The organism is Streptomyces bikiniensis, from assembly GCF_000716625.1.
GTDB classification, from domain to species: Bacteria; Actinomycetota; Actinomycetes; order Streptomycetales; family Streptomycetaceae; genus Streptomyces; species Streptomyces bikiniensis.
This window is the reverse complement of the sequence record NZ_JNXJ01000009.1, coordinates 42,423-55,105: the sequence shown is the minus strand read 5'-3', so window position 1 is coordinate 55,105 and position 12,683 is coordinate 42,423. Positions and strand designations below refer to the sequence as shown.

Annotated in this window: 9 protein-coding genes and 1 tRNA gene; 4 read left to right on the top strand and 6 right to left on the bottom strand. The window is 76.3% G+C overall.

The features are described 5' to 3' along the window. Positions 1 to 556 precede the first annotated feature (556 nt). The 4 genes from OO47_RS09195 to OO47_RS09180 form a co-directional block, all read right to left on the bottom strand. Positions 557 to 1,456, bottom strand: coding sequence for an NAD(+)/NADH kinase (locus tag OO47_RS09195; RefSeq protein ID WP_030215389.1), 900 nt, complete (start codon positions 1,454 to 1,456; stop codon positions 557 to 559). Then, the gene (locus OO47_RS09190) at positions 1,453 to 2,481 is read right to left on the bottom strand and encodes an SPFH domain-containing protein (RefSeq protein ID WP_033208548.1); all 1,029 of its coding nucleotides are present in this window, start codon (positions 2,479 to 2,481) and stop codon (positions 1,453 to 1,455) included. Before OO47_RS09190 ends, OO47_RS09195 begins: the two co-directional genes overlap by 4 nt. A gap of 81 nt (positions 2,482 to 2,562) precedes the next feature. Next, positions 2,563 to 3,597: a DMT family transporter gene (locus tag OO47_RS09185; RefSeq protein ID WP_030215382.1), complete on the bottom strand. Its 1,035-nt coding sequence runs from the start codon at positions 3,595 to 3,597 to the stop codon at positions 2,563 to 2,565. Further along, positions 3,594 to 4,499, bottom strand: a complete 906-nt coding sequence (locus OO47_RS09180; RefSeq protein WP_078489551.1) for a phosphatase PAP2 family protein — start codon at positions 4,497 to 4,499, stop codon at positions 3,594 to 3,596. Before OO47_RS09180 ends, OO47_RS09185 begins: the two co-directional genes overlap by 4 nt. Positions 4,500 to 4,677: 178 nt before the next feature. Here OO47_RS09180 and OO47_RS09175 point away from each other — a divergent pair, with 178 nt between their 5' ends. Further along, positions 4,678 to 5,280 (top strand): TetR/AcrR family transcriptional regulator, encoded by a 603-nt coding sequence (locus OO47_RS09175; protein ID WP_030215375.1) that lies wholly within the window; start codon positions 4,678 to 4,680, stop codon positions 5,278 to 5,280. 283 nt (positions 5,281 to 5,563) lie between these two features. On the opposite strand, the gene OO47_RS09170 is transcribed toward OO47_RS09175, so the two are convergent. Next, a complete protein-coding gene (locus OO47_RS09170) occupies positions 5,564 to 6,160 on the bottom strand; it encodes a DUF309 domain-containing protein (protein WP_030215372.1) in 597 nt (198 codons plus the stop codon). Positions 6,161 to 6,333: 173 nt separating this feature from the next. Here OO47_RS09170 and OO47_RS33290 point away from each other — a divergent pair, with 173 nt between their 5' ends. Continuing rightward, positions 6,334 to 9,156, top strand: a complete 2,823-nt coding sequence (locus OO47_RS33290; protein ID WP_037624034.1) for an ATP-binding protein — start codon at positions 6,334 to 6,336, stop codon at positions 9,154 to 9,156. Positions 9,157 to 9,209: 53 nt separating this feature from the next. After that, positions 9,210 to 9,283 (top strand) — tRNA-Pro (locus OO47_RS09155). 161 nt (positions 9,284 to 9,444) lie between these two features. Here the strand turns inward: OO47_RS09155 and OO47_RS09150 are convergent. Then, entirely contained in the window at positions 9,445 to 10,395 is a 951-nt protein-coding gene (locus tag OO47_RS09150; protein WP_234323111.1) for an aldo/keto reductase, read from the bottom strand. 359 nt (positions 10,396 to 10,754) lie between these two features. Between OO47_RS09150 and OO47_RS09145 the strand changes: the two genes are divergently transcribed. Continuing rightward, the gene (locus OO47_RS09145) at positions 10,755 to 12,662 is read left to right on the top strand and encodes a potassium channel family protein (RefSeq protein ID WP_030215362.1); all 1,908 of its coding nucleotides are present in this window, start codon (positions 10,755 to 10,757) and stop codon (positions 12,660 to 12,662) included. The last annotated feature ends 21 nt before the right edge of the window (positions 12,663 to 12,683 follow it).

Genomic DNA, 12,683 nt, shown 5'->3' with positions numbered 1-12,683 from the left:
CGCCCGGGCGGATACCCGGGCAAAGCGCGCCGAGCATAACGCCGTACGGACTCCCGCCCGACCCCCACCGATCGAATCCGGCCGCGACCGGGGCGCTCCCGCACCGGGTCGGGGCCCCGCCCTGCCCGACCCGGGCGAACCCGCCCGCGACCGGCGGGGCCGGGGGGTTTCGGCGGTGGTTCCGCGCCGGGGTGGGGCCTCCGTCCGGTCCGGGGTGACCGGACCTGGCCGTGACCGGCGGGGCTGGGGTGGGGCCTCCGTCCGGATCGGGCCGATCGGGCCCGGCCGTGACCGGCGGGGCGGGGCGTTCCGGCGGTGCTTCCGCACCGGGGCGGGGTCTCCGTCCGGCTCGGGCCGATCGAACGTGGCCCTGACCGGCGGGGCTGGGGTGCTTCGGCGGTGCTTCCGCGCCGGGGTGGGGCTTCCGCCCGGTCCGGGGTGACCGGACCTGGCCGTGACCGGCGGCGCTGGGGTGGGGCCTCCGTCCGGATCGGGCCGATCGGCCCGGCCGCGACCGCTTCCCTCGGTGCCCCGCGCCCCGCGCGGCGCCCCCGCCTCAGTGCACCAGGCGCAGGCGCGGGGCGGCGATGCCGAGGCGGACCGTCTGGCCCCACGTCAGTTCGAGCGCGTCCGACTCGACGCCGTCGCCGAAGGCGACCAGGCGGTCCGACTCGACGGTCAGGCGCAGGCCCGCGCCGGAGTCGAGGAGCCCCTCGACGCGGGTGGTGCCGGTCGTCGGGGACGGCCAGGCCTCGCGCACGAACCAGGCGAGCCGGGGGTCCGACGGCGCGGGCAGCGGGAGGGCGCTGGAGCGCTGCTCCCACAGGGAGCGCAGCCAGCCCGTGGCCCCTGTGCCGGTGCCGACGAGGACGCCCGACGACGCCTGGGCCTCGGCCGCCGCGTCCGTCCCGTCGAGCCCGAGCGTGTAGCGGGCGGTCTGGTGGCCCGGCGGCCCGACGTAGATCTCGTTGAGCGCCAGGAGCCGCTGCGCGTCGTCGGTGACGGCCTCGACCATCGTCAGCTCGTCGGCCGCCGCGCCCTCCCCCGCCGCGTACGGCAGCAGCCGCCGCGCCTGCGCCGCCCGGTGCCGGACCAGGACGCCCGGATTGCGCCCCGGGTCCGCGTCGATGCCGACGACGGGCTGTCCGGTCAGGTACTTCGCCGCGTTGGCGACCAGGCCGTCCTGTCCGACCACCACCACGACGTCCTCGGGACCGAACAGGAACCGGTCCAGATCGGCGCGTTCCACCCGGGTCTGCCGCCACGTCAGCGGCACCGCGCCCGCCACCTCGGCGAGCGCCCGACGGGCCCGCTCGTGCCGTTCCCGCACGTCCTCGACCGAGCGACCGCGCGCGGAGAGGAAGAACGCGGCCTGCCCGTGGGTGCCGTGCCGGGCGAGCAACTCCTCGTACTCCGTCGTCCGGTGCACGAGCACCGCGCGCGGCGCGAGGCTCACGACCGGGCCCCGCCGGCCCCGCCCGACCCGCCCTCGCCGCCCAGCTTGGCGAGCAGTCCGGTGAGCACGTCGGGGGAGAGCGTCAGGTGCTCGATCCGGGGCAGGTTCTCGGCGGCCCGCTGCACGGCGAGGGCGCGCAGAACGGCCGGATCGGCCTCCGCGTGCGCCCGCAGCCACGCGGACTGCGCCCCGGCGCGCGCTTCACCGACCTCGCGCGCGGCCTCCGCCTCGGCCCGGGCGAGCCGGACCTTCCGTACGGCCTCGGCCTCGGCCCGCACCGCGTCGGCGGCGGCGTTCTCCTCGGCCTCGCGCCGCGCGTTGGTGCCGCGCTGCTCGACCAGCCGCTCCTCCTGCCGGGCCAGCTCGATCTTGCTGGCCAGCTCGTTCTCCGCGATGGCGCGCTCCCGCTCGACGGCGACCGCCCGGCGCTCGTAGGTGGCGCGGTCGGCCTCCTGCTGGATCTGCTCGCGGGCGGGGGTGCGCAGGGCGCGCTCGACCTCGGGCTCGGGGCGGATCGCCACGACCCGGACGGCGACGACCTCGATGCCGGTGTCCGGCAGGCGCGGCTCGGCGGCGAGGCCGGTCGCGATGCGGTCCCGTACCGCCGCCACCCCGTCGACGAGCGCGGCGGCGAGGGTGGTGCGGGCCAGGACGTCGAGGGCGTGCTGCTGGGCGGTCTCGGTGAGGAGGGTGGCGATCTGCTCCAGCGGGGTGCCGCGCCAGGCGCCCGTGTCGGGGTCGATGGAGAAGTCGAGCCGGGTGGCCGCGGCGCCCGGGTCGCCGATCCGGTACGTGACGGTGGACTGCACGCTCACGTCCTGGAAGTCGGCCGTGCGGGCGTGGAAGGCCATCGCCAGCTCCCGGTCGTTCACCGGCACCTCGGAGAGGGCGGCGGTGCGCGGCCGGAACCAGAAGCTGAGCCCCTCGCCGTCGTGGACGAGCTTTCCCCGTCGCTGGTGGCGGATGTGCGCGGTGGGCGCGGAGCGCAGATGGCGCCAGCCGGCCCGCCGGGTGATGTCGGCCATGGAAGCCCCCTTGTCGTCATATTGACGATAGGGGGTGGATTCGGTTGTCGTCAAGGTGACGAATGCGGGTGACGTCCGCCCTCACCCCGCGAGCGGGACGCCCGCCGGCTCGGTCTCCGGCGCGGCGAGACCGGCGATCCGGGCCGCCGGAAGGCCCCCGGCCCCGACGACGGCCCCGGTCTCGGCGCTCGCGTCGGCGACGGCCCCGGCACCCGTCCCGGTGGCGGCCCCCGCCTCTCCCGTCCCGCCGTCGCCCTTCGTCAGGAGCACCACGCCCCGCGCCGCGATCAGCGACGCTCCGGCGGCGGCGAACCAGCCCCACGCGCCCGCCCGGAAGGTCTCGCCGAGGAGGGCCACGCCGATCACGGCGGCGGCCGCCGGGTTCGAGAGGTTGACGACGGCCAGCGGCGCCGCGAGCCCGCCCCGGTAGGCGGCCTGGGAGAGCAGCAGCCCGCCCGTGGCGAAACCGGATATGAGCACCGCGAGCAGCGCGGTCTGCCACCAGGTCGGCTCGGCGCCGGGGAGGTCGAGGGCGAGCGCGGCCGTCAGGGTCTGGGTGAGCGCCGAGGCGACACCGGACGCGATGCCGGAGGCCGTGGCGTGCCCGAGCCCGCGTCCGGCGGCCCGCCCCTCGGGCCCGTGGCGGCGGCCCGAGGAGAGCGCGGCGATCAGGAGCGCCGTCGCCGCGGCGACGACCAGCGCCTCGCGCAGGCTGAGCGCCTCGCCGGGGGCCGCGGGCCCGGTGACCGCGACCAGGCCGACGAGACCGGCCAGGGTCCACGCGGCTCCGCGCCACTCGGTGCGGGTCACCCGCCGGCGCGCGCAGTACGCGCCGAGCGGCAGCGCCGCCACGAGGGTCAGCGCGCCGAGCGGCTGGACCAGGGTCAGCGGACCGTAGTGCAGGGCGGCCACGTGGGCGAGGGCCCCGGCGGCGTTCAGGCCGACCGCCCACCACCACTGCCCCCGGGCGAGCAGCGCGCGCAGCGCTCCGCGTCCGTCGGGGGAGGCGGGCGAGGCAGCGGCGAGCCGGGACTGGGCGACGGCGGCGAGCGCGTAACCGGCGGCGGAGACGAGGGAGAGGAGCACCGCGAGCGCGGTGCCGGCGGCGGGATTCATCGCAGGGCTCCGACCGGGAGGGCCGCCGCCCCGGGCGGACGGCGTACGGATGGGGTCGCCGTCCGGTGGCCGGGGGCGCGGACGGCGAGCAGCGCGAGGCCGAGGAGCACGGCGGCGGCGAGCGCGTCGAACCAGTAGTGGTTGGCGGTGCCGACGATGACGAGCAGGGTGGCCAGCGGGTGCAGCAGCCAGAGCGCCCGCCACCGGGAGCGGGTGGCGGCCATCAGGCCGATCGCGACCATCAGGGCCCAGCCGAAGTGCAGCGACGGCATGGCGGCGAACTGGTTCGCCATCGAGTCCGTCTCCGGCACGGCCCCGTAGACGGAGGGGCCGTAGACCCGGGCGGTGTCGACCAGGCCGGTGGCGGCGAGCATCCGGGGCGGCGCGAGCGGCACCAGCAGGTGCAGCGCGAGCGCGGCGGCGGTGAGGAGCGCGAGCACGCGGCGCGACCACAGGTAGTGCGCCGGGCGGCGCAGGTACAGCCAGACGAGGAAGGCGGCCGTGGCGGGGAAGTGCACGGCCGCGTAGTACGTGTTCGCGGCCCGAATCAGCGGCTCGCCGTGCATCAGGAGCTGTTGGACCGCCCCCTCGCCCGGCAGGTGGAACGCGCGCTCGGCGTCCCAGACGCGGTCGGCGTTGTGGAAGGCGCGGACCTCGTGCCCGTTGGCGAAGAGCCGGCCGAACTTGTAGACGAGGAACAGGGCGGTGACGAGCAGCAGCTCGCGCAGGAGGGGCGGTCGCGGGACCTGCCGTGGGGGCGGGTTCTCCTCCGGGCCCGGGGCCTGCCCGCTCTCCGCGCTCTCCGCGCTCTCCGCGCCGATGTCGTGACCGGCGTGACCGGCGGGGCCGGGGGTAGGCGTCGCCCCAGGTCCTGCAGGACGTGGTCCTCGTATCCCGCTCATCCCGGCAGCCATCGCACGGCCCTCTGATCCGTCCATCGGTCAATCAGTCAAATCGGCAGCAAACGGAGGAAGCCTAGATCCGTTCTCATCGAGACGCAAGCGTATCGATACGTTTGCGTCTCGATTGTGCACCCCCTACTCTCGTATGTGCAGAGGGAGACCCCTACGGGAGGGACCGATGTCCACACAGGCCGCGACCGCCGCAGCCCGGCGCAGCAAGATCACGCCGGAGCGCGAGACCGAGCTCTACGACGCGGTGCTCCGCCTCCTCCGCGAGGGCGGCTACGACTCGGTGACCATGGAGGGCGTCGCGGCCCTCACCAAGTGCGGCAAGGCCACGCTCTACCGGCAGTGGGGGACGAAGCCCCGGCTCGTCACCGCCGCCCTCGCCCGGCGGCGCTGCGTCGTCTTCGGCGGCATCGACACCGGCACCCTCGCCGGCGACCTGCGCGAGGCGGCCCGTGTCGCCGCCTCCCACCACGAGCGCGACGCCGGCCTCATGGAGGCCGTGGCCCAGGCGTACATCCAGCACCCCGATCTGCGCGCCGCGCTCCGCGAGACCGTCATCGCCCCCGAGATCGCGGCCATCGACGCGATCGTGGCGCGTGCGGTCGAGCGCGGCGAGGTCGAGGCCGGGAACCCCGCCGTCGACTTCGTGGCCCCCTCCTTCCTCGGCATGCTCCGCATCGAGCGGATCTGCGAGGAGCGCTTCACGGACACCTCGGCCATGCGGGCCTTCGTGGACGCCGTCCTCCTTCCGGCGCTGCGCGCCACCGGGTGAGCCGGGGCGCCGTCCGGCACCCTGGCCCCATGGCCGCACACACCCCCGCCGTCCGCGTCCGCCGCGTCTACGAGACCCCCTCGCCCGCCTGAAGGACCTCGCGGCCCGCGGGACGGTCACCCTCCTCACGGCGACCACGGACCCGGCGGCCGGCCACGCGGCCGTACTGCGGGAGGAGATCGAGGGGGCGGGGAAGTAACGGGCCCGGGAGGGAACGGTCCAGGAGGGAACGGGCCCGGAAGGGAGCGGGTTCAAGAGCGGATGGGCTCGGGAGGGAGCGGATTCAGGAGGCGTTCCGGCGCAGCCGCGGCGCCTCGGCGGCGGCGTCGACCACGACGGGCCCCACAGCCCCGTCCCCCGCGCCCCCTTCCGTGCGCTCCGTGCCCTCCGTACGCCCGGCCAGCTCCCGCGCCCAGGAGACGAGCCCGCCGACGTCGATCCCGTACGGACCCGGGGCCGGAGAACCGCTCCCGGGAGCCCCGGGTCCAAAAGCCCCGGCCCCGGCCCCCGCCCCGGCCGCCGCCAGCCGGTCGGCGCCGCGCCGCAGCAGCCGCGCCCCGCCCGCCGCGTTGCCCCGGGCGGCGTGCGTCAGGCCCACGGCGAGCTGGGCGAGCCCCTGCCACAGGTCGCGCTCCGCCTCCGGCCCGGACTTCCAGGCGTCCTCGAAGACCTCGTGCGCGTGGAAGGGCATCCCGGCGTCGAGCAGCCGCTGCGCCTCGCGCAGGGTCGCGGCGGGATCCCGCACGACCCCCTCCGGCTGCCGGGGCACCCCCTCCGCCCCGTACGGCAGCGGTCGGCCGAGGCCGTCGCGGGGACGGGCGCTGCGGGCCCGCCCCTCCTCGTCGCGGTCCCTGCCCCGATCATGCGTGGTCCGGTTCACCCCGCCATTGTCACCCCCGGAACGATCAGGAACGCTAGGCTCGTCCGACAAGCGCTTCGTGCCGGTCCGCGTGGGTCTCGCCGGCCGCGGCGCGCAAGAAGCTCGGGTAGGGGAGTGAGTCACCGGTGTCGTCGGATCCCGAAAAGCCGTCGCCCGTCACGCCGTTCGCGCCCATGGTCCCGGACGGGTCGTACGGCGGGCTGCTCGAACGCGACCCGGAGCTCGCCGCGGCAGCGCACGCCGTGGACGAACTCGTCGCCGGGGCGACGGCCGGCGGCCCGGTGCGCGGCGGCATCCTCGTCTACCGGGGAGAGGCGGGCATCGGCAAGACCACCCTCCTCCGCGAGATCCGGCGCACCGCCCGGGACCGCTGCACCGTCCTGACGGCCCGGGGTGGCGAAACCCTCACCTCGGTCCCCTTCCACGTCACCCGCCAGCTCCTCCAGCCCGCGCTCGACCGCTTCGACGAGGAGGACGTACGGCTCCTCTGCGGCGGCCACTTCGACCTGCTCGCGCCCGCGCTCGGCCTCGCCCCGCCGCCCTCCTCGTCGGCCGCGCCCGCCGACCCGCAGGGTGTGCGGGACGGCCTGGCCAAGCTGCTGGAACGGCTCGCGGACCGGTTGCGGGACCGGCCCCCGGTGCTGCTCGTGGACGACGCGCACTGGGCCGACGCCGAATCCCTGGCGTGGCTCGACGCCTTCACCCGGATCCGGCGGGACCGCCGGCTGCCCGCCCTGGTCGTCCTCGCCCACCGGCCCCTGCCGGAGGGGCCGCGGCGCACCGGCGTGCCGGCCGTCCTCGCCGCGCTCGCCGACCGCGCCGTCGTGACCCTGGGCCTGCACGCCCTCACGCCCGAGGCCACCGCCGCGCTCGCCCGGGAGACGCTGGGCGGCCACGCCGACGGGCCGTTCTGCCGCGAACTGTGGACGGTGACCTCGGGCAACCCGTACGAGACGGTCGAACTCCTCGCCAAGGCCCGCGACCGGATGCTCGAACCCGTCGCGGGCTCCGCCTCCCTCCTGCGCGGCCTCGGCGCCGAAGCGCGCGGCGGCGGGCTCGTCGCCCGCCTCGAAGAACTCGGCGTCGGCCCGACCCAGCTCGCCCGGGCGATCGCCGTCCTCGGCGCGGACAGCACCCCGGGCCTCCTGGCGTCGCTCGCCGGAATGAGCGAGTCCGAGGTCGCCGAGCACGCCGAACTCCTCCGCCAGGCGAGGATCGTGACGACGAGGGCGGACCGGGAGGCGCAGAACGGACGGGGACCGGGGAAGCCGACCGGACCGGACGCCGGCCCCCGCGCCGAAGACGCCCCCGCCCCGGCGGCGACACGGGAGCCCGCCCACCCGAAACCCCTCCAGCCGTCCCCCGCCCCCACCCACCTGGAGTTCGCGCACCCCCTCATCGCGTCCGCCGTGTACGGCTCGATGTCACCGGCCGCGCGGACCGCGATGCACGGGCGGGCGGCCTGGGCGCTCACCGGGGCGGGCCACGGACCGGCCGCCGTCTCCCGGCACCTCCTCGAAGTGCACCCCGACGAGGACGAGGACGTCGTCGACCAACTGCGGGCCGCCGCCGACGAACACCTCGCGGTGGGCGCCCCGGACGCGGCCCGGCGCTGTCTGGAGCGGGCCCTGGCCGAACCGCCCGGCCCGGACTCGTACGCCAGGGTGCTGTACGAACTGGGCTGCGCCTCCCTGCTGACCGCGCCCGCCGCCACCGTCCGCCACCTGAGCTCCGCGCTCGAACTGCCGGGCCTGGACGACGGCCTGCGCATCGACGCCACCTACCGGCTCGCGCAGGCCCTCGCCCACAACAACCAGCTCCGGGAGGCCGCCCGGGTCCTCGCCGCCGAGGCCGTCCGCACCCCGCCCGGCACCGACCGGCGCCGCCTGCAGGCCGCGAACTTCATGTACGAGGGGTTCCAGGCCGCAGAGGAGGACGGCCCCGCCCGCTCCCGCCGCCTGGCCGACCTCACCGCGCACTTCACCGGCGCGGACAACTCCGAGCGGGCCCTGCTCACGGTGCGCGGGTTCGACGCCATGATGCGCGGCGAACCCGCCGACGAGGTCGTACGCCTCTGCGACCTCGCCCTCGTCGACGGCATACCGGCCCGGGGCCTCGGCTGGACCGATCCCACCTGGGGCTTCGAGATCCCGGCCCTCACCGGCATCGCGTACGCCTTCTCCGACCGTCCCGACCGGGCCGGGATCCTCTTCACGGAGGCGGCCCGCGCCTTCGAGATCTCGGGCCGGAGCGGCGCCCACCTCGCCTTCGCCCACACCCTCCTGGGCCTCGTCCACCGGCGCCGCGGCAACCTGCCGAGGGCGCAGCACTACCTGGAGGAGGGCCTGCGCCTGGCCGACCGGGTCGGCAACGGCCTCCCCGTCCACTGGGACACCGCATGCCTTCTCGTGGACACGCTCGTCGCCCGGGGACGCACCGCGGAGGCGCGGAGCGTGGCCGACCGCTACTCCTTCGGACCGCCGTGGCCGGGTGCGATCGTCCTGCCCGACGGCCCCAGCGTCCTCGGCCGGCTGCTGCTCGCGGAGGGACGCGTCGAGGAGGCGGTGGACACCCTGGAGGCCGCGGCCGAAGCCCTGGTCGACCGGGGCCGCCACCACGTGGTGTGGGCGCCGTGGCCCCTGGACCTCGCGCGGGCGCTCGCGCCCACGGACCCGGACCGGGCGGCCGGGATCGCCGCCGAGGCCCGCGCCCACGCCGAACGCATCGGCACCCCCACGGCCCTCGGCGAAGCCCTCCGCTGCGCGGCCGCCGTCGCCGACCCGCCCGAGGCCCGCCGCCTCCTCACCGAGGCCGTCGCCCACCTGGCCGCGTCCCCCTCCCGCTACGAGGAGGCCCGCGCCCACCTCGACCTGGCCCGCGCCACCGGCTCCGCCGCCGCCCTCGCGAAGGCGACCGAGCTGGCCGCGGACTGCGGCGCGTCCCTCCACGCCCCCGACGCGGTGACAGCCCGTGCGTCGTTCCACCCGCCGGAGTGAGGTAATGTTTGCCCTGCACGCCGACGCGGGAACAACCCGCCGAAGACGCGCATCGGGACGTGGCGCAGCTTGGTAGCGCACTTGACTGGGGGTCAAGGGGTCGCAGGTTCAAATCCTGTCGTCCCGACTCGAACGAGTCGTAGCCGGAGGGGCCGTTTCGGAGCAATCCGAAACGGCCCCTCCGGCGTTCGGCGGCCCTTCGGGAACCGGCCTTCCGGCCGTGGGCTTCGCGTGCTCGCCCACCCGTCCCCGTCCTTCACCGCGCATCGGCGTGAGGTCGGAGAACGCTCAGGGCAGCGGCAGGCCACGGGCCGTGATCCAGAGGTCGTACCACTCCTCGTGGGTGAGGCGGGGGTCGGCGGTCGCGGCGTCGGCGCAGGACCTGATGCGGGTGGGGCTGGTGGTGCCGATGACGGGGACGACACGGGCCGGGTGGTGCTGGAGCCACCACAGGACGATCGTCTCCGGGGTCGTGCCCTTGGCCTCGGCCAGGCGGGCCACCAGGTCGGCGGTGGCGTGTTCCTCCTTGGTCTCCTGTCGGCCGGTGAAGCGTCCCTGGGCGAGCGGTGCCCAGGCCTGCAGGGTGATGCCGTGGGCCAGGCAGTGTTCGACGGTGCCCCCGGGGAAGCCGTTGGCGGCCGAGGCCGGGGTGTTGACGAGGACTCCGTCCTCCAGCCAGTCGCGCCTCGCCAGGCTCATTTCCAGCTGGTCGACCGCCAACGGCAGCGAGAGGTGCGCCTGGAGGCGGGCGATCTGCGGGGCGCTCATGTTGGAGACGCCGAACCGGCGGACGAGACCCTGCTCATGGAGGGAGTGCAGGGCGTTCGCCACGTCCTCGGGGTCCGCGAGGGGGTCGGGGCGGTGCAGCAGGAGCGTGTCGAGCACGTCGGTGCGCAGCCGGATCAGGGATTCCTCGACCCTCCGCACGATCGACGGGCCCCGCAGGTCGTACAGGCCCGGCCGGTCGTCACGGGCGAGCACGATCCCGCACTTCGTCTGGATGTCGATGCGCGCGCGGAGCGAGGGATGACGGGTCAGGACCTCGCCGAAGACCGCTTCGGCCTTGCCCCGCCCGTAGATGTCGGCATGGTCGAACGCGGTGATACCGCTGTCCAGCGCGGCCTCGACGGCCCTCTCCGCGGCCTCGACATCGGCCGCCGCGTACGACTCGGCGTCCCAAGGACCGCCGAGTCCCATACAGCCGAGGACCAACCGGTTCGTGGTCGGGGGCGTCGTCACGACGGGTCTCCTGCGGGGCACGGGGCGGCACGCCCGATCGGTGGCGGGCCGCGGGTGGACCGGCCGGTCGCATCGTAACCCGGCCCCGATCGCGCGGAACGCGACCGCGTGCGGACCGTGGCGTGGCGTCCCCTCCGTGCCGTGGGGGCGTCGGCGGCAGTCACCCGCGGGGAACGCTGCCGGGATCCGGAAGTGAGCCCCGTACCGCCGCGTGGCACCATGGTCCGGCCCACGCCGGAACGATGCGAGAGGTCGTGAGGGGGCGTCAGGAACCGTGCCGGACAAGGATGCCGGCGTCCGAGGGGGAGATCGTGACCGTAGTGCCCCAGGCCAACGGGCGGCTGCAGGCCGGCGGCCACATGGTCGTGTGCGGGGACGACGCGCTCGCGCACCGGATCGCCGCCGAGCTCGCCGACGTGTACCGGCAGGCCGTCACCCTCGTCGTACCGCCGCCGGCCGGTTTCGAGGGGGCGGCGAGCCGGCCGACGAACCTCTCCCGGGCCTCGACGCTGCTCGGGCGGATGAGCGCGGCGGTCGGGCGGCCCGGCGGGCCGCCCCCGGACGGCGCGGACACCGGGCAGGGCGCGGGCGTACGGGAGGTGACCGCCGCCGTCCCCGACGAGCAGGTCCTCGCGGCGGTCGGCGTGGCGCGGGCCGCCGCCCTCGCCCTCCTCCACGAGGACGACGAGGCCAACATGCGGGCCGCGTTCCTCGCCCGCCGCCTCAACCCGAGGATCCGGCTCGTCCTGCGGATGTACAACCGGAACCTGGGTCGGCGCATGGCGGAACTGCTCGACCAGGCCACCGACCTCACGGTCCCCGAGAACGTCCGGGGCCGGCACGACACCTCGACGATCGTCCTCTCGGACGCCGACACCACCGCCCCGGCGCTCGCCGCCACCGCCGTCGCCGGCACCCGCAAGATCGTCCAGGCCGACGGACTGCTGCTGCGCGCCGCCGAACGGCTCCCCAGCCGCCCCGGGGACGTCGCCGCGCCCGGCCTCGCGACCCTCGCCCTGCTGTCCTCCACGACCACCGACCCCGCCGGCGCCGAGGGCTCCGACCGCAGCGGCCCGCAGGCCCCGCAGCTCCTCCCCGACGACGACGCCGTACGGACCGCCGCGGGCCGCGGCACCATCGTCCTGGAAGCCGTCACCCACGAACCCGCCACGCCCCGCAGGCGCACCAGCCGGGGCGCCTCCTTCAAGGAACTCCTCTCGCGCCGGCTGCGCTGGGCCCTCGCCGGCGTCGTCGCGGCCGTGACCGTCCTGGCCGTCGTCTCCTCGGTCGTCACCGACGACTCCCCGCTGCACGCCGTCTACATCACCCTGCTCGACCTCTTCGCGATCGCCGAGCCCGCCGTCGGGGAGTCCGCCCCCCGCCAGATCCTCCAGCTCCTCACCGGGTTCGTCGGCCTCGCCCTGCTGCCCCTGCTCGTCGCCGGTGCCCTGGAGGCCCTGGGGGCCTACCGCAGCGCCGCCGCGCTGCGCCGGCCGCCGCGCGGCCTCGCCGGCCACGTCGTCCTGCTCGGCCTCGGCAAGATCGGCACCCGCGTCCTGGCCCGGCTCCGCGAGCTGGACATCCCCGTGGTGTGCGTGGAGGACGACCCCGACGCCCGGGGCGTCGCGCTCGCCCGGAGCCTGCGCGTCCCCGTCGTCCTCGGCGACGTCACCCAGGAAGGCGTACTGGAAGCGGCCAAGGTCCACCGCGCACACGCGCTCCTCGCCCTCACCAGCGCCGACACCACCAACCTGGAGGCCGCCCTTTACGCGCGCACGCTCGCGCCGGACCTGCTCGTCGCACTGCGCCTGTACGACGACGACTTCGCCACCGCCGTCTACCGCACCCTGCGCGCCGCCCACCCCGACGCGCTCACCCGCAGCCGCAGCGTCTCCACCCTCGCCGCGCCCGCCTTCGCCACCGCCATGATGGGCCGTCAGATTCTCGGCGCCATCCCCGTCGAGCGGCGCGTCCTGCTCTTCGCCGCGCTCGACGTCGCCGGACAGCCCCAGCTGGAGGGGCGGACCGTCCGGGAGGCCTTCCGGCCCGGCGCCTGGCGCGTCCTCGCCCTCGACACCACCGCCCCGCAGGCCCGCCGCCCCGACCTCACCGCCGCCCACGACCGCGACGACCCGCCGGGCCTCCTGTGGGACCTCCACGCCGGCTACGTCCTGCGCCCCGAGGACCGCGTCGTGCTCGCCGCGACCCGCGCGGGCCTGGCCGAACTCCTCGAAGGAGCCCGTACGTCCTCCGGCCGCGGACGGTGACCCCGAGCCGCCCCCGCCCCC

Bases quoted from the DNA above. Each gene is read 5' to 3' on its own strand.
- OO47_RS09190 (WP_033208548.1), bottom strand. From the start codon at position 2,481: ATGGCCGACATCACCCGGCGGGCCGGCTGGCGCCATCTGCGCTCCGCG.
- OO47_RS09180 (WP_078489551.1), bottom strand. From the start codon at position 4,499: ATGAGCGGGATACGAGGACCACGTCCTGCAGGACCTGGGGCGACGCCT.
- OO47_RS09185 (WP_030215382.1), bottom strand. From the start codon at position 3,597: ATGAATCCCGCCGCCGGCACCGCGCTCGCGGTGCTCCTCTCCCTCGTC.
- OO47_RS09145 (WP_030215362.1), top strand. From the start codon at position 10,755: ATGGTCGTGTGCGGGGACGACGCGCTCGCGCACCGGATCGCCGCCGAG.
- OO47_RS09175 (WP_030215375.1), top strand. From the start codon at position 4,678: ATGTCCACACAGGCCGCGACCGCCGCAGCCCGGCGCAGCAAGATCACG.
- OO47_RS33290 (WP_037624034.1), top strand. From the start codon at position 6,334: ATGGTCCCGGACGGGTCGTACGGCGGGCTGCTCGAACGCGACCCGGAG.